We start from the raw sequence: 20,964 nt of genomic DNA on the forward strand, positions 1-20,964 counted from the left end.
CCCACAAGGATCACAAGGCTCACAAGGAGTCCTCTTTGGGTAAGTTCCGGACATGACGAAGGCCGGAACCGGAACCGTCGCGACGGCTGCGGACGCGCCCGCTCCGGCGGTGCGCCTCCCTCGGCGCCGGGGCGTCGAACTCGCCCTCATCGTCCTCGCGGTCCTGCTCCCGGTGTACGGCTACTGCGCCGTGGGCCTGGCCAGGACCGGCACCGTCCCGCCCGGCGCCGCCGGTTACGGCGCCGGGCTCGGCGTGCTGGCCCTGCTGGCGCATCTCGCGGTGCGGCTGCGCGCCCCGTACGCCGATCCGCTGCTGCTGCCGATCGCGGTGCTGCTCAACGGGCTGGGCCTGGTGCTGATCTACCGGCTGGACCTGGAGACGCCGGGTGACGGGGCCGCGCTCACCCAGCTGGTGTGGTCCACGCTCGGGGTGGGGCTGTTCATCGTCGTCGTCGCGGCCCTGCGCGACCACCGGGTGCTCCAGCGCTACGCGTACGTCTGCGTGGCCGCCGCCCTCGGGCTGCTCGTGCTGCCGATCCTCTTCCCCGCCGTCAACGGCGCCCGTATCTGGATCCGGATCGCCGGGTTCTCCATCCAGCCGGGCGAGTTCGCGAAGGTGCTGCTCGCGGTGTTCTTCGCCGCGTACCTGGCCGCCAACCGCAGCGCGCTGGCGTACGCGGGCCGGCGGGTGTGGTTCGTGCAGTTGCCGACCGGGCGGGTGCTGGGGCCGATCGTCACCATCTGGCTGCTGAGCGTCGGGGTGCTGGTCCTGGAACGCGACCTGGGGACCTCGCTGCTGTTCTTCGGCCTGTTCGTGGTCATGCTCTACGTCGCCACCGGCCGCACCGGCTGGATCGCGGTCGGCCTGCTGCTGGCGGCGCTCGGCGCGGCGGCGGTGGGCTGGCTGGAACCGCATGTGCACAGCAGGATCGAGGACTGGCTGCACCCGTTCGCCTCCATCGAGGCGGGCCAGGGGCCCAACCAGCTCTCCCAGTCGCTGTTCGCCTTCGCCGCGGGCGGCATCCTAGGCACCGGCCTCGGCCTCGGGCACTCCGTGCTGATCGGCTTCGCCGCCAAGTCGGACTTCATCCTGGCGACCGCCGGGGAGGAGCTGGGCCTGGCGGGGCTGTCCGCGGTCTTCCTGCTGTACGGCCTGCTGGTGGAGCGCGGCTACCGGGCCGGGCTCGCGCTGCGGGACCCGTTCGGGCGGCTGCTCGCCGTGGGGCTGGCCTCGATCGTGGCGCTCCAGGTGTTCGTCATCGCGGGCGGGGTGACCGGGCTGATCCCGCTGACCGGCATGGCGATGCCGTTCCTCGCGCAGGGCGGCTCCTCGGTGGTCACCAACTGGGCGATCACCGCGCTGCTGATCAGGATCAGCGACTCGGCCCGCCGCCAGTACGACGGGCGGGCCGCCGTATGACCCGCTACATCCGGCACGCCGCCGTGTTCTGCTCGCTGCTGCTGGTGGCGCTGCTGGTCAACGCCACCCGTCTCCAGGTGGTCCAGGCCCGGCGCTACGACGACAGTCCGGCCAACCGGCGCGCGGTCATCGCCCGTTACGCCGAGCCGCGCGGCGACATCCTGGTCGGCGGCCGTCCGGTCACCGGCTCCGTGGACACCCAGGAGCAGCTGCGGCACGAACGCACCTACGAAGACGGCCCGTTGTACGCCCCGGTGACCGGCTTCGCCTCGCAGAAGTACGGCACGAGCCTGCTGGAGCACGCCGAGGACCCGGTGCTGTCCGGCGCGGACCCGATGCTGACGCCGTTCCCGCTGTGGAACGAGCTGACGCGGGCGCGCACTCCGGGCGGCGACGTGGTGACGACGCTGAACGACGCGGCGCAGCGGGCGGCGTACGACGGGCTGGGCGGGCGCAGGGGGGCCGTTGCGGCGATCGAGCCGGCGACCGGGCGGATCCTGGCGCTGGTGTCGACGCCGTCGTACGACCCGGCGGTGCTCTCGGGCAACGGGCCCGACGCGACGCGGGCGTGGGCACGGCTGAACGGGGACCGGGAGAAACCGATGCTGAACCGGGCGGTGGGGCAGACCTATCCGCCCGGGTCGACGTTCAAGGTGGTCACCGCGGCGGCGGCGCTGGACGCGGGGGTGGTCACGGACGTCGACGAGGCGACCGACTCGCCCGACCCGTACACGCTGCCGGGGACGACGACGTCGCTGACGAACGAGTCGGAGGGCTGTGCGGACGCGCCGCTGCGGGTGGCGTTCATGTGGTCCTGCAACACGGTGTTCGCCCGGCTCGGGGCGGCGGTGGGCGTGGAGCGGATGACGGCGACGGCGACGGCGTTCGGGTTCAACGACACCGCGCTGCGCATCCCGTTCGCGGCGGCCCCGAGCACCTTCGACACCACGGTCGACAAGGCGCAGCTGGCGCTGTCGTCGATCGGGCAGTACAACACGCGGGCCACGCCCCTGCAGATGGCGATGGTGGCGGCGGCGGTGGCGAACGGGGGGCAGGTGCGGACGCCGTATCTGGTGGACAGGAGGACCAGGGCGGACGGCACGACGGTCGCCGGGCCGGGGGCGCAGCCGGTGCGCCAGGCGATGCATCCGGCGACGGCGGTACGGCTGCGGGAGCTGATGCGGGACGTGGTGGAGGAGGGCACCGGCACCAACGCGGCGATCCCGGGGGCGGTCGTGGGCGGCAAGACCGGCACGGCCCAGCACGGGATCGGCAACTCCGGTACGCCGTACGCCTGGTTCGTGTCCTGGGCGCAGGGCGAGCGGGACCCGGAGCCGAGGGTGGCGGTCGCGGTGGTGGTGGAGGACGGGTCGGTGGACCGGGAGCACATCACGGGCGGCGGTATGGCGGCGCCGATCGCGCGGGAGGTGATGGAGAGGGTGCTGAACTCCTCGCCGGACCGGACGGGTTGACCCCGGCTGGGGCCCGGCTGCCCGGTCCGGCGAGGAGTCGGGCGGGGTCACACCGTGGCGGCCCGGGAGGGGAGTTCCCGCACCAGTGCGGTCGGCAGGGCCACGAAGGCGCTCACGCCCGTGCCCTGGGTGGGGCGCAGTTCCACCTGGGCGCCGAGGCGGGAGGCGAGGGCGCCCACGACATGGTGGCCGAGGGTGAGGGCGGCGCCGGTGCGGCGGGGGCCGAGGACGGTGTGCGGGGCACCGCCGCGGCCGGAGAGCGCCTCGTTGGCCTCGGCCATGCGCGCCGGGGGCATCCCGGGTCCGCGGTCGACGACGGCGAGGCAGTACTCGCCCGCGTCGCGCCAGCCGTAGACCTCCACGGGCTGCGCGGGCGGGCTGAACACCAGGGCGTTCTCGACCAGTTCGGCGAGGAGATGGGACAGCTCGGCGACGCAGTGCCCGCGGATGCCGCACTGCTCGACGTCGGCGGCCAGCACCCGCTGGTACTGCTCGACCTCCGACACGGCCGAGCGCACCACGTCGGTGACGGGGACGGTGCCCTTCCAGGAGCGGGCCGGGGACTCCTCACCGGCCAGGACGAGCAGCGACTCGGCGTTGCGGCGCATACGGGTGGCGAGGTGGTCGAGTTCGAACAGCTCGGCGAGGGCGCCCGGGTCGAGCTCCTGGCTCTCCAGGGTGGTGATCAGGCCGAGCTGGCGGGTGAGCAGGCTCTGGTTGCGGCGGCCGAGGCCGGCCAGGGACTGGGTGCTGGTGCGCCGCAGCACGGCCTGTTCGGCGGCGAGGCCGACGGCGGTGTGCTCGACGTTGCGCAGGGCGGCGGCAAGGCGGCTGATCTCCCGTGCCGCGCCCGGGAGTTCGGAGAGCTCGGGCCGGGCGGGCCGGGTGCCGTCGGGCGTGGCCTCCTGGATCTGGCGCACGGCGTCGGGCAGCCGGGAGCCGGCCACCGCGTCGGCCTCGTCGGCGAGGGCGCCCAGGGGGCGCGTGATGGAGCGGGCCGAGACGACGGCCAGCGCGGCGACCACGGCGAGGATCAGGGCGCCGAGGGCGAGGAAGGCGTAGAGCTCGCCGGTGGCGGCGGAGCCGGTGTCCGCGGCCCGGTCCCGGACGTCGTCGCCGATGTCCTTCTGCACCGCGTGCAGATCGTCCACGAGGGTCGTCATGTCCGCCCACCAACGGGCGGGGTCGACGTCCAGGGCGGAGCCGTCGGCCCCGCGCTCGGCCCGGGTCTCGTAGCCGGTGACGCGCCGGGCTGCGGCGCCGGCGAAGGCGTCGTCGAGCGCGGACTCCTGCGAGCGGCCCGCGAGCTGGCGGAACTGGGAGAGGGCGGCGACGCGGGTGGCGCGCACCTCGGTGAAGTCGAGGTACTCGCCGGAGCGGAACCGGCCCGCGGCGAACACCCCGTTGAGGGAGCCGCGTTCGAGGGCGACGGCCTCGGTGGCCCGGGCGAGCGCCTGGAGCGCCTGGGCGCCCCGGGCGATGCCCCGGTCGCCGTCGGGGACCCCGGCGGACTCGGCGTCGATGAGGGCGGTGACGGCCGTGGTGTAGCCGCGCAGGGTGGCGGTGCGGTCGGCGGTGCCGGTGTCCACGGCGGTCCGGGTGGAGGTGAGGGCGGCGAGCGGGACCTCGGCGGCGCGCAGGGCGGACACGGCGGCGCCGGGCAGGCCGTCGCCCTCCTCCAGCAGCAGGTCGCGCAGCGTCCGCCGGGCTTGGTCGGTGCGGTCGCGCTGGGCCGCCACGTCGTCGCGGTACTCCTCGGCGCCGCCGAGCAGCCCGCTGGTGAGCCCGCGCTCGCGCTGCACCTCGCGGACGAGGTCCTGCACGCGCAGCAGGACCCCGACATGGGTCTCGGTCCCGCGGGCGGCGGACCAGTCGGCGGCGCGGTCGGCGACGCCGAGGCCGACGAGGGTGAGCAGCAGGCAGGTCGGGACGGCCAGGACGATGGTCACGCGGCCGCGGATGGAGTTCCAGCCGGGAAGGGCGGGCGTCTTTAGGGCAGTGGACCGCAGGGCGGTCATAACGTTCCCCGTCATGCGCCACGAGGTTACGAGCGGGCCGGTCAGGGTCCGGTTTCCCGGTCGTAAGACGCCTGTGCACTCGCTCTCACCCGGCGGCCGGGCGGGCTGTGAAAGAGGGACATGTGGGCGCGTACCGGTGCGGGGCCGGGCGCACGAGTTCGTGCGCGGGGGATTGACGGCCTTGCTGACAAGGAGTCTTATAAGACTCCTGACCGGCGGGTAACCGCCATGCCCCCGTACGACGAGGTGGATCAGCCATGACGACCCTGACGGAAGCCGACGCGCTCGACGGGCTGCGCGACGCGCTCGGTCTGCTGAAGGACCGGGAGCAGGTGGCCGAGCGGCTGCTCGCCTCCTCCGCCAAGCACTCCTTCGACCCGGACAAGGAACTGGACTGGGACGCGCCCTTCGAGGAGGGCAAGTGGTTCTGGCCGCCGGAGCTGGTGTCGCTGTACGGCACTCCGATGTGGAAGCGGATGAGCGAGGAGCAGCGGATCCTGCTCTCCCAGCACGAGGCCGCCGCGCTGGCCTCCCTCGGCATCTGGTTCGAGATCATCCTGATGCAGCTGCTGTGCCGTCACATCTACGACAAGGCCGCCACGAGCGCCCATGTCCGCTACGCCCTCACCGAGATCGAGGACGAGTGCCGGCACTCCAAGATGTTCGCCCGGCTCATCAGCCGCGGCGGCACCCCCTGGTACCCGGTCAGCCGGGCCCACCAGAACCTCGGCCGGCTGTTCAAGACGATCTCCACCACGCCCGGCTCCTTCACCGCCACCCTGCTCGGCGAGGAGGTCCTGGACTGGATGCAGCGCCTGACGTTCCCCGACGAGCGGGTCCAGACGCTGGTGCGCGGGGTGACCCGTATCCACGTCGTGGAGGAGGCCCGGCATGTGCGCTACGCCCGTGAGGAGCTGCGCCGCCAGATGCTGACGGCTCCCCGCTGGTCCCAGGAGTTCACCCGCGTCACCTCCGGGGAGTTCGCCCGGGTGTTCTCCGTGGCCTTCGTGAACCCCGAGGTCTACACGAACGTCGGCCTGGACAGGCGGGAGGCCATGGCCCAGGTCAAGGCCAGCGGACACCGCCGCGAGGTCATGCAGAACGGGGCCAGGCGGCTGACCGACTTCCTGGACGACATCGGCGTGCTCCGGGGCGCGGGCCGGCGGCTGTGGAAGTCGTCGGGGCTGCTGGCCTGAGCGGCGGAAGTCGCCGGGCCTGCCGGCCTGAACAATGGGGCGGGCGGGGGACCGGTCCGGTGGCCGGTCCCCCGCCCGGGGAAAGCCGTCGGCAGGCCCCGGCCGCCGGGAGGAATCCGGTGGACCGCTCGGGGGAAGCCGACGGCCGGGACCGGCCGTCCGGAAGGGTCCGGTGGCCGGTCCCCGCCCACCGGGGCCGGTGGCCGCTTTCGTCCGGATACGTGCGTCACACCCTGGCGGCTACCCTGCACCCATGACCCCCTCCGCGCCCGCCTACCGCCGCCTCAGCGTCGAGGAACGCCGAAGCCAGCTCCTCGAGGCGGCACTCTCCCTCTTCGCGCACCGCGCGCCCGAGGACGTCTCGCTGGACGACGTGGCGGAGGTGGCGGGGGTGTCCCGGCCGCTGGTGTACCGGTACTTCCCGGGCGGCAAGCAGCAGCTGTACGAGGCCGCGCTGCGGTCCGCCGCCGAGGAGCTCCGGAACTGCTTCGACGAGCCCCGCGTCGGCCCGACCCCGCCCCGGCTCGCCCGCGCCCTGGACCGCTATCTGGCGTTCGTCGACGAGCACGACGCCGGGTTCAGCGCGCTGCTCCAGGGCGGCAGCGTGGTGGGCACCTCCCGTACGACCGCCATCGTGGACGGCGTACGGCGCACCGCGGCCGAGCACATCCTCAGCCATCTGCGGGCCACCGACCCCGGGCCCCGGCTGCGGATGACGGTGCGCACCTGGATCACGGCCGTGGAGGCGGCCTCGCTGATCTGGCTCGACGAGGGCAAGCAGCCGCCCGCGCAGGAGCTGCGGGACTGGCTGGTCGAGCAGTTCTTCGCGATGCTCACGGTGACCGCGCGCACGGACGCGCGCACCGCCGCGATCGTGGCCGCGCTCAGCAGCCCCGATGCCTGACACTTGAGCCGTGAAGAGCGAAGACACCCCGTTCGAGGGCGGGCCGCTGGACGGCCGCGTGCTGCCGGTCCTGCTCGGCATGACCGGGCACCCGCCAAAGACGTACCGCGTCCCCGTGCCCGACCTGGCCGGAGGCGGCCCGACCGTGCTGGTCTACCGTCGCGTACCTCGGCGCGAGGGCCGGCCCGTCGGGCTGCGCGACCGGTGGAAGTACCTCTACGACCCGCAGGGCGACCTGGGCGGCGGCCGGCGGAGGTGGCCCTGGTCGAAGCCACACGCCACGCCGGGCGGCAAACCGGAAGACACCCACGGGTGACGGCATTGCGCCGCCTCGCCGACACCCGGCGCGCGAACCCCTGAGGACCCGTCCCATGCTCGCGGTGCGGAGCGAGACCGCTCCCCACGCACCGGAGGTGATGACGTGTCAGGAAGCCTTCTGCGACTGGTTTGTACGGCCGCGGCGGCGGTGGCGGCCCAGGCCGTCCTCGTGGCCGCCCCCGCGGCGGCCGCCCCGGAGCCGGACCCCGTCGTCGCGGACCGCCCGGTGGCCGAGCTGCTGACGGACCTCAGGCGGCTGTACCGGGAGGCCGAGAAGGCGACCGAGACCTACAACGCCACCGAGGAACAGCTGAAGCGGCAGCGCGCGGAGGTCACCCGGCTCGACGGCGAACTGGCCCGCGCCCGGCTCTCCCTGCACGACAGCCGGGGCGCCGCCGGACGGCTGGCCCGCCAGCAGTACCAGAACAGCACCGACATCTCGCCGTACCTACGGCTGCTGCTGGCCCGCGACCCTCAGCACGCGCTCGACCAGGGCCATGTGATCGGCCGCCTCGCCCGCGGCCGCGCCGAGGCGGTAGGCCGCCTCACCGGAACCGAGCGCAGGGCCGACGAGCTGGCCCGCGAGGCACGCGAGGCGCTGGACCGCCGGCTCACCCTGGCGGCCGACAGCAGGAAGCAGCGCGACGACGTGACCGGCCGCCTGAACGACGTGGAGGAACTCCTCGCCTCCCTCACGCCCGAACAGCTCGCCGCCCTGGCCGACTTCGAGAAGCGGGACATCGACAAGGCGCAGCAGCAGGTGATGTCCGCCCCGGGCGCGCCCGGCACCGCTCCTCCGGAGCCCACCCGGGCGGGCGACGCGGCGTTGCGGTACGCCGTGCAGCAGATCGGCAAGCCGTACGAATGGGGCGCCGAGGGCCCGGGCACGTACGACTGCTCGGGCCTGACCTCCGAGGCCTGGGCGAGCGCGGGCACCCCCATCCCCCGCACCAGCCAGGAACAGTGGGCCCGCCTCCCCCACATCCCCCTGAGCGCCCTGCGCCCCGGCGACCTGGTCGTCTACCACCCCGACGCCACGCACGTCGCCCTCTACCTGGGCGCAGGCATGATCGTCCACGCCCCACGCACAGGCGAACGCATCACGGTGGCCCCGATCGCCACCCTCCCGATCCTCGGCGCGGTAACACCCCAGGCCCGGCAACCGAACCCTCTTTAGGGGCGCGGACGACGACGCGATCGCTAAAGGGGCGCGGGGAACTGCGCAATCTTTAGGGGCGCGGGGAACGACGCGATCGCTGAAGGGGCGCGGGGAACTGCGCAAACAGGGGCGCGGGGAACTGCGCGAACACCACAACGTGCCCGCACGAACACCCACACCCCCGCCATCTCCATCCGCGCTCAGCCCAGGGACGCCAGATACGCCCCGGTCTTCTCCGGCTCGTAGAAGAAGTTCTCGAAGTCCGCCGGATCGTTGAAACCGTTGACGAACCGATCGGCGGCAGCCGGAATCTGCCCGGCGGCCCCGATCAGGTTCAGGACATGCTCCGGCGGCGGAGCCAGCATCGCGTTGGTCCACTTCACCACATGCTGCGCCGTCGACCAGTACCGCTCGAACGCCCCCCGCATCCACTCCTCGTCGAACTCCTTCTCCCCGTGCTCCAGGATCGCCGCGAGATACGCGGCGGCGCACTTGGACGCGGAGTTGGAACCCTGCCCGGTGATCGGGTCGTTCGCCACGACGACGTCGGCGACACCCAGCACCAGCCCGCCACCCGGCAGCCGCCCGACGGGGTTGCGCACGGTGGGGGCGTAGCGCCCGGCCAACGTGCCACCTGCGTCGGTCAGTTCGACCTTCGTGGCCCGCGCGTACTCCCACGGCAGGAACTTCTCCATGAGTTCCAGGGTCAGGGAGAGGTGCTCCGCGGGGTCCTTGACGCCCTGGAAGACGTCCAGCGGGCCGCCGGGCACGCCCTCCCAGAAGAGGATGTCGGCCCGCCCGGAGTTGGTGAGGGTGGGCATGACGAACAGCTCACCGACCCCGGGGACGAGGTTGCAGCGCACCGCGTCGTACTCGGGGTGCTCGGGGCGCGGCCCGAGCCCGTGGACGTAGGCGACCGCGAGGGCGCGCTGCGGCTCGGTGTACGGGGAGCGCGAGGCGTCCCGGCCGAACATCTGGACCAGCTCGCCCTTGCCCGCCGAGACCAGGACGAGGTCGTAGGCGCGGGAGAAGTAGTCGAGGTCGGAGACGGCGGCGCCGTGGATGACGAGCTGGCCTCCGCGCTGGGCGAAGGTCTCCATCCAGCCGGACATCTTCACCCGCTGGTCGACCGACTGCGCGTACCCGTCGAGCCTGCCGACCCAGTCGATCGCGCGCTGCGAGGGGCCGGGGTCGAAAGAACCGGGGGCGGCCACCGAGACGCCGAGGCCCTCGATCCTCGGGGCCTGCGACTCCCAGAAGTTCAGCTCCAGATCACGCTCGTGCTGGAGCGCCGTGTGGAACATGCACTGCGTCGACATCACCCGGCCGGACCGGATCTCGTCCGCGGTCCGGTTGGACATCAGGGTGACCTCGTACCCGTGCGACTGGAGGCCGAGGGCGAGCTGGAGACCGGACTGACCGGCTCCGACGACGAGTATCTTCCGCATGCGGGTGCTGTCTCCTACTCGGGGGTTTCGTCGAGCGCGTGGCCGACGAGGGCCAGAAGGGTCTCGATCGCCGAGATCCGGCGCCGGGCGTCCATGATCATGACAGGTACGTGCGGAGGGATGGTGAGGGCCTCGCGCACGTCCTGCGGTTCGAACAGCTCGGTGCCGTCGAAGTGGTTGACGGCGACGACGTACGGCATGCCGCAGCTCTCGAAGTAGTCGAGCGCGGGGAAGCAGTCCTTCAGCCGCCGGGTGTCGGCGAGCACGACCGCGCCGATCGCGCCGCGCACCAGGTCGTCCCACATGAACCAGAACCGCTGCTGACCCGGTGTGCCGAACAGGTAGAGCACCAGGTCGTCGTCGAGCGTGATCCGGCCGAAGTCCATCGCCACGGTGGTGCTGAGCTTGCCGGGCGTGGCGGTGAGGTCGTCCGTGTCCTCGCTCGCCTCGGTCATCAGCGCCTCGGTCTGCAGGGGCGTGATCTCCGAGACGGCGGTGACGAGGGTGGTCTTGCCGACGCCGAAGCCGCCGGCCACGACTATCTTGGTGGCTATGGGGGCACGGGTGCGGTCCGTCTGCCAGGATTTCAGGTTCTCGTCCTCGTCGACGAGAGGGGCGACGCCCAAGGAGGCGGCGTCAGAGACGACGGAGTCCACTCAGCACCCTTTCGAGCAGTGCGCGGTCCGGCCGGCCCGTGCCGTGGCCGGTACCTGTGCCGTACACCCGGATCTTTCCCTGGTCCGCGAGGTCGCTCAGCAGCACGCGGACCACGCCGAGCGGCATCTTCAGCAGCGCGGCGATCTCGGCCACCGTGCGCATACGGCGGCACAGTTCGACGATGGCCCGCAGCTCGGGCATGACCCGGGTGCTGAGCGAACCGTTCGTCAGTTCCCTGCGCTCCGGCGGCGCCTCCAGCGCGGCCGTGCTCGCGACGAACGTCTCGACGAGCAGCACATGGCCGAAGCGGGTACGGCCGCCGGTCAGCGAGTAGGGGCGCACGCGGGCGGGTTTGCGGTCCCCGCCGCGGACGGGGAGGCGGGTGCGCGGGACGTCCGCGGTCATCGGGCACTCCCGGCGGTCTCGGACTCCAGGGACCTGCGCAGCTCGTTGCGGAGCTCGGGGGTCAGCACATGTCCGGCGCGGCCCACGAACAGAGCCATGTGGTAGGCCACCACGCTCATGTCGCAGTCCGCGGAGCCGTGCACACCGAGCAGGGAGCCGTCGCTGATCGACATCACGAAGAGGCTGCCCTCCTCCATGGCGACCATGGTGTGCTTGACGCCGCCGAAGTCCATCAGCCGGGCGGCGCCGACGGTGAGGCTGCCGATACCGGAGACGACGGTGGCCAGGTCGGCGGAGGAACCCCGCGGGCCGGTGGGCCTGCCCTCGGGCACCTGGCGGGCCGCCTCCGACCTCCCCGGGTCGGAGGAGAGCAGCAGTAGTCCGTCGGAGGAGACCACGGCGACGGAGAGGATGCCGGGCACCTCCTCGACCAGGTTGGTCAGCAGCCAGTGCAGATTGCGGGCCTCACTGCTCAGACCGAAGGTACTGGGCGCGGTCAACTGCTTGCCTCCTCGACTGTGCCCCCCGTGGCTTCATCGGCTTGTGCTTCTCGTGCGGTTCCTGCGGCAGAGGTTGTCGTCCGGACAGTGGGCTCGGCGATCTCGGCCTGCACGTCGCGGTAGCCGGCCTCCGCCCCCCGGCGGAAGCCGCCGAGACGGCGGCGCAGGGCGTCGGCGTCCACGGACGTGCCTCGCTGGCGGGGGGCCTGGGCGGGGGCGCTGATCCGCGGGGTCCGCTTGGGCAGGCCCTTGTCGGTGAGCTGCTCCTCCTGCTCGTCGGGCACGCGCTCGTGCGTGGTGGGCTCGTCGGGGGCCGGAGCCGTGACCGGGAGCTCGGCGAGATCCTGCGGCGCGGGTGCCGGTGCGGACGCGGGTGCCGGGACGGACGGCTCGACCGGCTCGGCGGACGCGGATGCCGGGACGGACGGCTCGACCGGCTCGGCGGACGCGGATGCCGGGACGGACGGCTCGACCGGCTCGGCGGACGCGGGCACGACGGCCGGGCGCGCGGCGCGTGCCTCCGAAGCCGGCGGCCGCTCGGGCTCCTCCGGCAGGACGATCGGCGCCATCAGCTCCATGGTCGTCTCGGAGGGCGACTCCGGCAGCGGCTCCCGGGACCCGGCGGCCCCGGCGTCCACGGCCTCCGCGGTGCCGGCGTCGTCAGCGGTGTCCGTCGTGTCCGCGGTATCGGCCGTGTCCTCGGTCTCCGCCACGGCCCGCTCCGCCAGCCGCACCAGCGGGTCGCCGCCGTCCGCCGTCCGGCCGGGCAGGACGTTGGAGTTGGCCTCCGCGTCCGCGCCCGGCAGGGAGAAGGACAGGGAGCCGCCGGAGGCGGGGGCGCTGCTGGGCACCGCCGCGTGCGGGGCGGCCGCCAGCAGGGAGGTCGGTACGACGACGACCGCCGCGACACCGCCCTGCTTCTGGTCGCGCAGCTGCACGCGGATGCCGTGGCGGTGGGCCAGGCGGGCGACGACGTAGAGGCCGAGCCCGAGACCGTCCTCGCCCTCCTGGTCGTACGGGGTCTCCGGGTCGAACTCGGCGAGGCGGGAGTTGAGGCGGCCCAGGCGCTCGTCGGCCATACCGATGCCCTCGTCCTGGACGGAGAGCATGACCTCGCCGTTCTCCAGCAGCCAGGCGGAGATCTCGACGGGCAGGTCGGGCGGGGAGAACGAGGTGGCGTTCTCCATGAGTTCGGCGAGCAGATGGCTCAGGTCGTCCGCGGCGAAGCCCGCCACATGGGCGTGCGGGGGCAGCGCGGCGATCCGGACCCGCTCGTAGCGCTCGATCTCGCTGACCGCGGCGCGGACGACGTCGACGAGCGGGACGGGGTGCGCGCTCTGCTGGACGTGCTCGGTGCCGGCGAGGACGAGGAGGTTCTCGCTGTGGCGGCGCATGACCGTGGCGAAGTGGTCCAGCTTGAACAGCGTGGCGAGGCGGTCCGGGTCCTGCTCGCGCTCCTCCAGGCCCTCGATGACGGCCAGTTGCCGCTCGACCAGGCCCAGCGTGCGCAGGGCGAGGTTGACGAAGGTGGAGCCGATGCTGCCGCGCAGCCGTTCCAGCGCGGCGGCGGAGTCGGCCAGTTCGGTGCGCAGGCCCTCGCGGGCGTCTGCCATCTTCTGGCGCTGGCCGACCAGGTGCTTGCGGTCGGACTCGAGGGTGGCGATGCGCTCGTGGAGCGCGGCCGCGTGGGCGTGCAGGGCGTTGACGGACCGCACGACCTGGGCGAACTCGTCGTTGCGGCCGGTGAACCTGACCGGTTCCTCGGCCGCCGGGTCCGCCGCCTCGGCCAGCCGCCTGGAACCGAGGCGCAGCACGGCGAGCGGGCGGGTGAGCGTGCGGGCCATGGCGGTGGCGATACCGACGGCGAGCAGCATCAGGGCGCCCAGGACCGCGATGCGGATCTCCAGCGCGGTGACGTCGTCGTCGCGCAGCCGGGAGAGGTCCTCGACGCGCTGGTTGTAGAGGGCGGACTCCACGCCGCGCATGGTCTCGACGCGGGCCGACAGGGCGGCGTCGAGCTTGTCGGGGCTGGTGCGGAGTTCACCGTCGGAGAGCGTGGGCTCGTCGGTGAGCTTGGCGAGGTACTTCTCGGCGTTGTTGACCTCGGGGCCGGTGACCGTGGACTCGTAGGACGAGCGGGCCTTGGCGGTGGCCGTGTCCTGGAAGTCGGCGAGAGCGGCGTCCGAGCGCAGCCGGGCCAGCTGGGCGGCAGCGGTGAGCGCGTCGCGCTGCTCGGCGTCGGTGGAGACCTGCTCCTCGACGTTCAGGCCCGTGACCGGGTCGTAGGTCGTCTCGGTGGTGCTCGGCACGTCCAGCGCGGCGAGCAGCAGCCCGCGGGCGGCGGCGGCCTGCTGGACGGCGGAGTCCAGCTCGGCGAGGGCGTAGGTGCCGGAGCCGGCCCGGGGCGGGAGCTGCTCGGCGAGGTCCTCGGCGAGGCGGTGCAGCTCGGCGACGGCGGCGGAGTAGGCGTCGTGCGTCTCGAGAGCGCTGCTCTTGCCGGTGAGGGCCGCTCTGCGCAGCGCGGCGATGCCGTCCAGGTCCTCCCGCAGCGCGGGCGGGATGTCGGTGTCGGCGCGCAGTTCCTCCACCTGCCGGTCGACCCGGGCGCTGCGCTGTTCCGAGGGCGCCTTGTCCTTCGGGCGTCCCGCCGCGACGAACGAGGTGACCTCGTCGCGCTCGTCCGCGAGCGAGTGGGCGAGCGTGAGCGCGTCCCGGGTCTGCCCGGCGAGTGTCACCAGGTCCTGGGTGTCCTTCAACTGGCCCGAGGCGGCGAGCACGGAAGGCGCTCCCGCTCCGGCGATCGCGGCGGCCACTACGGTCACGGCGACGATCAGCCGGTTGCGTACGTGGGTGGGCCGCCCCTTGCCGACCGGGGTGCCGGGCCGCTGCTCCGGTCCTCCTTCGGGGGCCGTCTGCCTGCCTGTGCGCCGAGGCCGCGTCTTCTGCACCGGTGCTCGCAATCCTGTACTCGTGTACTCATGGGCCCCGGTGACGCTCCGTCAATCGGTGCAACTGGTGCGCGCACACCGGGTTACGGCTCCAGACCCTCCCAGTGGCGGTGGGCAGTGGTCGCGCATCACCAGCCCCGCCACTCGAAGGAGTGAACATCGGAGGGGAGTTGGCGGGCAAGTTCCCGGGACCGGCGCGAAGGCCCCGTGCCGCGCGCCGGTTGGACGTGGACGGCGGGCTTTGACAGGATTCGCCACCACGCATTGCCGGAGTGCGGTATTCCACCCCAAACCCGGCGCCTGACCTGCGCCGGTGCGTCGATTCCCGGCCGTGTGCCAGCCTTTTGCGAAGGACGTGAAGGGCTCGTGCAGACTGGCCGGATGCGAACCGAACTTGCCTCGGAGCCCGGCGACCGGACCCGCCCCAACGAGGACTTCGCGAGTGTCGGCACACCCGCCTGCGGACAGGGCGGTGCGCTGGTCGTGCTGGACGGCGTGACACCGCCGAGGGGCGGCACGGGGTGTCTGCACACCGTCCCCTGGTACACGGCACGCCTGGGCGGCGCGCTGACCGAACTGACCGTTTCACTCCCGGATGTCCCCCTCGCCGAGGCGCTTTCCCGCGCCCTCACGCGTACCGCCGAGGCCCATGCGCACACCTGTGACCTTTCTCACCCCCGTACCCCTCAGGCCACGGTGGTCGTCACGCGCTGGAGCGTGGACACGCTGGAGTACCTGGTCCTTTCCGACTCGGCGCTGCTGCTGGAGTCGCCCGACGGCACGGTCACCCCGGTACTGGACGACCGTCTGGACCGTCTGCCGCGCGATCTGCTGGTCTCCGACGAGGTCGCCGACGCCCGGGCCCGCAACAGGGAGGGCGGCTTCTTCACCGCCGCCGCCGACCCCTCGGTGGCCTCCCGTGCCGTCACGGGCACGCTCCCCCGCGCGGAGGTCCGCGCGCTGGCCGCGCTCACCGACGGGGCGGCCCGCTGGACCGAGCGGTTCCACGAGGGCGACTGGACGGACCTGTTCACCTACCTCCGCAAGCAGGGCCCGAGAGCGCTCGTGGAGCGCGTACGGGAGCTGGAGCGGGCGGACGCGGAGCGGCGGACGTCCCCGCGCCGCGGCAAGACGCACGACGACGCGACGGTGGTGTACGCGGAACTCTGACCGAGGCCCCCGCACCGCCCCCACCGGGTGCGGCCAGCCCCCTCGCCGGGTCCTGCCGAGGACCGGCCGCCGTCCGAGGGCCCCGCCTACTTCTCCATCCCGCGGTTGAGCTGACGGAGCAGCCGGGCGAGTTCGGCGACCTCGTGCCGGTCCCAGTGGGCGAGCTTGCTGACGTAGCGGGCGCGGCGGGCCTCGCGGACCCGTCCGACCCGGGAGCGGCCCTCGTCGGTGAGACGGACCAGCCAGGCGCGGCCGTCGGCGGGGTCGGGTTCGCGGGCGATCAGGCCCAGTTCCTCCAGGGCGCGCAGCTGGCGGGACATGGTGGCCTTGCCGACGCCGATGTACGCGGCCAGGTCCGTGGCGCGCTGGCCGCCGCTCTCGTCGAGCCGTACGAGCAGGCCGTACGCCGAGGACTCCAGGTCCGGGTGGACCTCGCGGGCCATCTCGCCCTGGTTGGCGCGGGCGCGCCGCAGAAAGACCGTCAGCTCGCGTTCGAGGGCGAGGAACTCCTGGTCCACACCACTCGCCGAGGCGGCGGTTTCCCCATGGCGCCCGCCGCCGTTTGCGTGCTCGTGCACGTCAGCACCCCTGCTCCGGTTTCCCGATCCTGAAAGTTTCCGCCCATGGCGACCATCGCCGCAGCTCGACCAGTATTTCGCAGGCGTAGACCAACGGCGGCATCCGGAGGCCCTTCCCTCAGCGTGGTCTACGTGCGTAGCTTCGTCGCGAGGCAGATTCTGGCATGCCCACGCCATGCCAGGCGGTTCTCCCCCACCGGGCACCACCGAGTCTCGAAAGGCATCACCATGCCCGTGCACAGACCCGGAAACACCCGCTCCAGGCGCCTCACGCTCGCCGGAGCCCTGCTCGCGGTCCTCTCCCCGCTCCTCGCCACACCGTCCTCGGCGGCCGAGGTGCCCCCGCGCGGCTCGGCCCACATGGGCATGGGCGTCATCCCCCACGACGGCCAGGGCGGCACCCCCGTCGGCAGGGCCGCCCAGACCGAGGGCGTCGACGTCAGCAGCCACCAGGGCAACGTCGCCTGGCCGACCCTGTGGAGCAGCGGGGTCAAGTGGGCCTACGTCAAGGCGACCGAGGGCACGTACTACCGGAACCCCTACTTCGGCCAGCAGTACAACGGCTCGTACGACGTCGGAATGATCCGCGGCGCGTACCACTTCGCCACCCCGGACACGGCGGGCGGCGCGGCCCAGGCGAACTACTTCGTCGACCACGGCGGCGGCTGGTCCCGCGACGGCAGGACGCTGCCCGGCGCGCTCGACGTCGAGTGGAACCCGTACGGCGCCGCCTGCTACGGCAAGTCGGCCTCGGCCATGGTCACCTGGATCCGTGACTTCCTGAACCAGTACCGGGCCCGCACCGGCCGGGACGCGGTCATCTACACGGCGACCAGCTGGTGGAAGCAGTGCACGGGCAACTACGCCGGCTTCGGCGCGGCGAACCCCCTGTGGATCGCCCGCTACGCGACCGCCGTCGGCGAACTCCCCGCGGGCTGGGCGTACCAGACGATGTGGCAGTACACCTCCACCGGCCCCACGGTGGGCGACCACAACAGGTTCAACGGGGCCCTGGACCGCGTCCAGGCGCTGGCGCTGGGCTGATCCGGGCAGGCCGGAGGCCCGGGCCTCCCTCACGGGGCCCGGGCCTCCTGTTTCCCGCGACACCTCCCCCGGGGCTTGACGCCTGGGAGGTGCCCCCTACGCCGCCACGGGAACCCCGGGCGCCGCACCGCTCGTGGCGGGCGCTAGCGCCAGTTCGAGGACCTGGCGGACGTCGGTCACGGCGTGGACGTCGAGCTTGTCCAGCACCTCGGCCGGGACGTCGTCCAGGTCGGCCTCGTTGCGCTTGGGGATCACGACGGTCGTCACCCCGGCGCGGTGGGCGGCGAGCAGCTTCTGCTTCACCCCGCCGATCGGCAGGACCCGCCCAGTCAGGGACACCTCACCGGTCATGGCCACGTCCGTCCGCACGAGCCGTCCGCTCAGCAGGGAGGCCAGCGCGGTGGTCATCGTGACACCGGCGCTCGGCCCGTCCTTCGGGACCGCGCCCGCGGGGAAGTGGATGTGCACCCCGCGGTCCTTGAGATCGCCGACCGGCAGCTCCAGCTCGGCCCCGTGGGAGCGCAGGAAGGACAGCGCGATCTGCGCCGACTCCTTCATCACGTCACCGAGCTGACCGGTCAGGGTCAGCCCCGCCGCCCCGGTCTCCGGGTCGGCCAGCGAAGCCTCGACGAAGAGCACGTCCCCGCCCGCGCCGGTGACCGCGAGCCCGGTCGCCACACCCGGCACGGCGGTACGCCGCTCCGCCGGGTCCTGCGCCGACTCCGGCACATGGTGCGGCCGCCCGATGAGACCGCGCAGCTCACCCTCGCCGATGGTGAAAGGCAGCTCCCGCTCGCCCAGTTCGTGCTGGGCCGCGACCTTGCGCAGCAGCCGCGCAATGGACCGCTCCAGGGTGCGTACGCCCGCCTCACGGGTGTACTCCCCGGCCAGCTTGCGCAGCGCGCCCTCCTCCAGGACCACCTCGTCCTTGTCCAGCCCGGCCCGCTCCAGCTGGCGCGGGAGCAGGTGGTCACGGGCGATGACGACCTTCTCGTCCTCGGTGTAGCCGTCCAGCCGGACCAGCTCCATGCGGTCGAGCAGGGCCTCGGGGATGGCCTCCAGCACGTTGGCGGTGGCGAGGAAGACGACGTCCGACAGGTCCAGCTCCACCTCCAGGTAGTGATCCCGGAAGGTGTGGTTCTGAGCCGGGTCCAGCACCTCCAGCAGGGCCGCGGCCGGGTCGCCCCGGAAGTCGGAACCGACCTTGTCGATCTCGTCGAGCAGCACGACCGGGTTCATCGAACCGGCTTCCCTGATCGCCCGCACGATCCGCCCGGGCAGCGCGCCCACATAGGTACGCCGGTGCCCACGGATCTCGGCCTCGTCGCGCACGCCGCCGAGGGCGACCCGGACGAACTTCCGCCCCATCGCATGGGCGACGGACTCTCCGAGACTCGTCTTTCCGACCCCCGGAGGCCCCACCAGAGCCAGCACGGCCCCGCCACGCCGCCCACCGACGACGCCCAGGCCCCGCTCACCACGCCGCTTGCGCACGGCGAGGTACTCGGTGATGCGCTCCTTCACGTCCTCCAGACCGGCGTGCTCGGCGTCGAGCACGCCCTTGGCGCCCTGGATGTCGTACGCGTCCTCGGTGCGCTCGTTCCAGGGCAGCTCGAGAACGGTGTCGAGCCAGGTCCTGATCCAGGAGCCCTCGGGCGACTGGTCGCTGGACCGCTCCAGCTTCTCGACCTCCTTGAGAGCGGCCTCGCGGACGTTCTCCGGGAGATCGGCGGCCTCGACCCGGGCGCGGTAGTCGTCGGACTCCTCGCCCTCCTTCTCCCCGTTCAGCTCACGCAGTTCCTTGCGGACGGCCTCCAGCTGCCGGCGCAGCAGGAACTCGCGCTGCTGCTTGTCGACGCCTTCCTGGACGTCCTTGGCGATCGTCTCGGCGACGTCCTGCTCGGCGAGGTGGTCACGTAGCTGCTGGGTGGCCAGCTTCAGCCGGGCGACCGGGTCGGAGGTCTCCAGCAGCTCGACCTTCTCCTCGATGGACAGGAAGGGCGAGTATCCGGAGTTGTCGGCGAGGGCGGAGACGTCGTCGATGGCCTGGACCCGGTCGACGACCTGCCAGGCGCCCCGCTTCTTCAGCCAGGTGGTGGCGAGGGCCTTGTACTCCTTCACCAGCTCACCGACATGACCGGGCAGCGGCTCGGGCACCTGTTCGTCGATCCGGGTGCCCTCCACCCACAGGGCACGGCCGGGCCCGGTCGTGCCCGCCCCGATCTTCACACGCCCCCGGCCGCGGATCAGCGCACCCGGGTCACCGTCGGCCAGCCGGCCGACCTGTTCCACGGTGCCGAGCACACCCGTGCCCGCGTACGTCCCGTCGATCCGCGGCACCAGGAGCACCCGGGGCTTCCCGGGTTCGTTCCGCGCGGCGGCCTGCGCGGCCTCCACCGCGGCCCGTACATCCGTGTCATTGAGGTCCAGCGGAACCACCATCCCGGGCAGCACGACCTCGTCGTCGAGCGGCAGCACGGGCAGGGCGAGCGGTGTGGACTCAGCAGCCATGATCTCCCCTTCGGCAGTCAAGTTGAGTTACACCGACTCAATGCACGAAGGCGCCCGGATGTTCCCACCCCCTTGTTCGCCCTCAGCGATCACACCCACCACACCAGCACCCCCACCTACCCTGAACAACAAGTAACACCCAAACTCAACAAGTACCCATTACACACAATCGGGGGAAACGATGAACAGGACGATCCACTCCTGGATCGACGGCTGGGTGATGTCACGCGGGGCGGCACGGCCGGTCACGGAACCCTGGGGCTGGACGATCGACGTGGGCCGGCCCGACCACGTCACCCGTCACGTCCTCGGCGAGACGGGTGACGCCGTGGACGAGCGGACGGTCCGCGAGGTGGCGGAGTCGGTGACGGGCGCCGGGGTCTGGCTCAAGGCGTTCCGCGACCCGGCGGAGACGGGGCCCTGGCTGGGCGCCGACTGGTGGATCGACCCGGAGCCCGGCTACCTGATGACGATTTCGTTGCAAGAGTCGCAAAAGGCACCTGAACCGGCCCCCTCCGGCCACCGGCTCCGCGTCTGGACGTCCGCCGGAGTGACCAGGGCGATGATCACGGCCTCCGACGGCTCCCTCGCCGCCCGCGGCCAGATCGCGGTCACCGGCCCGACCGCCGTCGCCGACCAGATCGAGACGACCCCCGCCCATCGGCGCAAGGGCCTCGCCTCCCTGATCATGCGCACGCTCCAGCGCACCGCCGCGCACCAGGGCGCCGACCGGGCGATCCTCGCCGGCACCCCGGCGGGCCGGGCCCTCTACGAGTCCCTGGGCTGGACCACGGAGGCGCCCCTGACCAGCGCGAGGTTCCTTGGAGCGGGGGGTGGGGCACGGCGGTGAGGCCCGCGTTCGCCGAGGCTTGGGCGTGTCACAGCTCGGCGTCAGCGACGTACCGCCCGGCGGTTGCTGAGGGGCGGGGCGGCGCGCAACTCGGCGCGACGAGGTGCCGCCACGCCCACCCGTGCCGCCCCTGGCGGCACGCATGCCCGCGGCTAGGCGCGGCGCGCAGCCCGCGGCGACGGGCGACGGGCGACGGGAAGCCGCGTACGGCGGCAAGGGGACGGGGCGGGGGGTGTCCGCCCGCAGCGGCCACGGACGAGGACGGAAGACGCGTACGACGCGCAGCGACCCACGGGCGGGGCCGTCAGCCGCGTACGGCGGCAAGGGGACGGGGCGGGGGGTGTCCGCCCGCAGCGGCCGCCGTCA

General features: G+C 72.8%; 17 protein-coding genes. 9 read left to right on the forward strand and 8 right to left on the reverse strand.

The window, feature by feature from the left end; translation table 11 throughout:
* Positions 1-52 precede the first annotated feature (52 nt).
* Both ACFYR0_RS29640 and ACFYR0_RS29645 read left to right on the forward strand, forming a co-directional pair.
* Positions 53-1,420, forward strand: a complete 1,368-nt coding sequence (locus ACFYR0_RS29640; RefSeq protein WP_386380947.1) for an FtsW/RodA/SpoVE family cell cycle protein — start codon at positions 53-55, stop codon at positions 1,418-1,420.
* Entirely contained in the window at positions 1,417-2,892 is a 1,476-nt protein-coding gene (locus tag ACFYR0_RS29645) for a penicillin-binding transpeptidase domain-containing protein (protein ID WP_389334696.1), read from the forward strand. Before ACFYR0_RS29640 ends, ACFYR0_RS29645 begins: the two co-directional genes overlap by 4 nt.
* Before the next feature lie 47 nt (positions 2,893-2,939).
* On the opposite strand, the gene ACFYR0_RS29650 is transcribed toward ACFYR0_RS29645, so the two are convergent.
* The gene (locus ACFYR0_RS29650; RefSeq protein ID WP_389334699.1) at positions 2,940-4,925 is read right to left on the reverse strand and encodes a nitrate- and nitrite sensing domain-containing protein; all 1,986 of its coding nucleotides are present in this window, start codon (positions 4,923-4,925) and stop codon (positions 2,940-2,942) included.
* 242 nt (positions 4,926-5,167) lie between these two features.
* On the opposite strand from ACFYR0_RS29650, the gene ACFYR0_RS29655 reads away from it, so the two are divergent.
* From ACFYR0_RS29655 to ACFYR0_RS29670, 4 genes are all read left to right on the forward strand, one after another.
* Positions 5,168-6,106 (forward strand): diiron oxygenase, encoded by a 939-nt coding sequence (locus ACFYR0_RS29655; RefSeq protein ID WP_386380944.1) that lies wholly within the window; start codon positions 5,168-5,170, stop codon positions 6,104-6,106.
* A 253-nt stretch (positions 6,107-6,359) separates the two neighbouring features.
* Positions 6,360-7,010, forward strand: coding sequence for a TetR/AcrR family transcriptional regulator (locus ACFYR0_RS29660; RefSeq protein ID WP_389334702.1), 651 nt, complete (start codon positions 6,360-6,362; stop codon positions 7,008-7,010).
* 10 nt (positions 7,011-7,020) lie between these two features.
* Positions 7,021-7,326, forward strand: coding sequence for a hypothetical protein (locus ACFYR0_RS29665; protein ID WP_389334705.1), 306 nt, complete (start codon positions 7,021-7,023; stop codon positions 7,324-7,326).
* A 105-nt stretch (positions 7,327-7,431) separates the two neighbouring features.
* Positions 7,432-8,505: an NlpC/P60 family protein gene (locus tag ACFYR0_RS29670; protein ID WP_389334708.1), complete on the forward strand. Its 1,074-nt coding sequence runs from the start codon at positions 7,432-7,434 to the stop codon at positions 8,503-8,505.
* A 182-nt stretch (positions 8,506-8,687) separates the two neighbouring features.
* On the opposite strand, the gene ACFYR0_RS29675 is transcribed toward ACFYR0_RS29670, so the two are convergent.
* Genes ACFYR0_RS29675 through ACFYR0_RS29695 form a run of 5 tightly spaced genes read right to left on the reverse strand, consistent with a single transcriptional unit; the run spans position 8,688 to position 14,445 of the window.
* Entirely contained in the window at positions 8,688-9,935 is a 1,248-nt protein-coding gene (locus ACFYR0_RS29675) for a styrene monooxygenase/indole monooxygenase family protein (RefSeq protein ID WP_389334711.1), read from the reverse strand.
* Positions 9,936-9,949: 14 nt separating this feature from the next.
* The gene (locus ACFYR0_RS29680) at positions 9,950-10,591 is read right to left on the reverse strand and encodes an ATP/GTP-binding protein (protein ID WP_389334714.1); all 642 of its coding nucleotides are present in this window, start codon (positions 10,589-10,591) and stop codon (positions 9,950-9,952) included.
* Entirely contained in the window at positions 10,572-10,997 is a 426-nt protein-coding gene (locus tag ACFYR0_RS29685; protein ID WP_389334716.1) for a DUF742 domain-containing protein, read from the reverse strand. The genes ACFYR0_RS29680 and ACFYR0_RS29685 overlap by 20 nt, the downstream gene beginning before the upstream one ends.
* Complete coding sequence (locus tag ACFYR0_RS29690) at positions 10,994-11,497, reverse strand: roadblock/LC7 domain-containing protein (protein WP_389334719.1); 504 nt, start codon at positions 11,495-11,497, stop codon at positions 10,994-10,996. The genes ACFYR0_RS29685 and ACFYR0_RS29690 overlap by 4 nt, the downstream gene beginning before the upstream one ends.
* The gene (locus ACFYR0_RS29695; RefSeq protein ID WP_389334722.1) at positions 11,494-14,445 is read right to left on the reverse strand and encodes a nitrate- and nitrite sensing domain-containing protein; all 2,952 of its coding nucleotides are present in this window, start codon (positions 14,443-14,445) and stop codon (positions 11,494-11,496) included. The genes ACFYR0_RS29690 and ACFYR0_RS29695 overlap by 4 nt, the downstream gene beginning before the upstream one ends.
* A 381-nt stretch (positions 14,446-14,826) precedes the next feature.
* Here ACFYR0_RS29695 and ACFYR0_RS29700 point away from each other — a divergent pair, with 381 nt between their 5' ends.
* Positions 14,827-15,615: a protein phosphatase 2C domain-containing protein gene (locus ACFYR0_RS29700; RefSeq protein WP_389334725.1), complete on the forward strand. Its 789-nt coding sequence runs from the start codon at positions 14,827-14,829 to the stop codon at positions 15,613-15,615.
* A gap of 86 nt (positions 15,616-15,701) precedes the next feature.
* Here ACFYR0_RS29700 and ACFYR0_RS29705 read toward each other — a convergent pair whose 3' ends face one another.
* The gene (locus ACFYR0_RS29705) at positions 15,702-16,193 is read right to left on the reverse strand and encodes a MarR family winged helix-turn-helix transcriptional regulator (RefSeq protein ID WP_389334728.1); all 492 of its coding nucleotides are present in this window, start codon (positions 16,191-16,193) and stop codon (positions 15,702-15,704) included.
* Between the two features lie 228 nt (positions 16,194-16,421).
* Between ACFYR0_RS29705 and ACFYR0_RS29710 the strand changes: the two genes are divergently transcribed.
* Complete coding sequence (locus ACFYR0_RS29710) at positions 16,422-17,237, forward strand: lysozyme (RefSeq protein ID WP_389334731.1); 816 nt, start codon at positions 16,422-16,424, stop codon at positions 17,235-17,237.
* Between the two features lie 96 nt (positions 17,238-17,333).
* On the opposite strand, the gene lon is transcribed toward ACFYR0_RS29710, so the two are convergent.
* Complete coding sequence (gene lon, locus ACFYR0_RS29715; RefSeq protein WP_389334734.1) at positions 17,334-19,748, reverse strand: endopeptidase La; 2,415 nt, start codon at positions 19,746-19,748, stop codon at positions 17,334-17,336.
* A 181-nt stretch (positions 19,749-19,929) separates the two neighbouring features.
* Here lon and ACFYR0_RS29720 point away from each other — a divergent pair, with 181 nt between their 5' ends.
* Positions 19,930-20,598 (forward strand): GNAT family N-acetyltransferase, encoded by a 669-nt coding sequence (locus ACFYR0_RS29720; protein ID WP_389334737.1) that lies wholly within the window; start codon positions 19,930-19,932, stop codon positions 20,596-20,598.
* Positions 20,599-20,964 lie beyond the last annotated feature (366 nt).

This window comes from Streptomyces sp. NPDC005017 (assembly GCF_042873115.1).
Classification (GTDB): domain Bacteria; phylum Actinomycetota; class Actinomycetes; order Streptomycetales; family Streptomycetaceae; genus Streptomyces.

What these genes read in the sequence shown, in the direction of transcription:
- ACFYR0_RS29655 (WP_386380944.1), top strand. Translation starts at nt 5,168, where the DNA reads ATGACGACCCTGACGGAAGCCGACGCGCTCGACGGGCTGCGCGACGCG.
- ACFYR0_RS29640 (WP_386380947.1), top strand. Translation starts at nt 53, where the DNA reads ATGACGAAGGCCGGAACCGGAACCGTCGCGACGGCTGCGGACGCGCCC.
- ACFYR0_RS29650 (WP_389334699.1), bottom strand. Translation starts at nt 4,925, where the DNA reads ATGACGGGGAACGTTATGACCGCCCTGCGGTCCACTGCCCTAAAGACG.
- ACFYR0_RS29700 (WP_389334725.1), top strand. Translation starts at nt 14,827, where the DNA reads ATGCGAACCGAACTTGCCTCGGAGCCCGGCGACCGGACCCGCCCCAAC.
- lon (WP_389334734.1), bottom strand. Translation starts at nt 19,748, where the DNA reads ATGGCTGCTGAGTCCACACCGCTCGCCCTGCCCGTGCTGCCGCTCGAC.
- ACFYR0_RS29645 (WP_389334696.1), top strand. Translation starts at nt 1,417, where the DNA reads ATGACCCGCTACATCCGGCACGCCGCCGTGTTCTGCTCGCTGCTGCTG.
- ACFYR0_RS29710 (WP_389334731.1), top strand. Translation starts at nt 16,422, where the DNA reads ATGCCCGTGCACAGACCCGGAAACACCCGCTCCAGGCGCCTCACGCTC.
- ACFYR0_RS29675 (WP_389334711.1), bottom strand. Translation starts at nt 9,935, where the DNA reads ATGCGGAAGATACTCGTCGTCGGAGCCGGTCAGTCCGGTCTCCAGCTC.
- ACFYR0_RS29660 (WP_389334702.1), top strand. Translation starts at nt 6,360, where the DNA reads ATGACCCCCTCCGCGCCCGCCTACCGCCGCCTCAGCGTCGAGGAACGC.
- ACFYR0_RS29720 (WP_389334737.1), top strand. Translation starts at nt 19,930, where the DNA reads ATGAACAGGACGATCCACTCCTGGATCGACGGCTGGGTGATGTCACGC.
- ACFYR0_RS29685 (WP_389334716.1), bottom strand. Translation starts at nt 10,997, where the DNA reads ATGACCGCGGACGTCCCGCGCACCCGCCTCCCCGTCCGCGGCGGGGAC.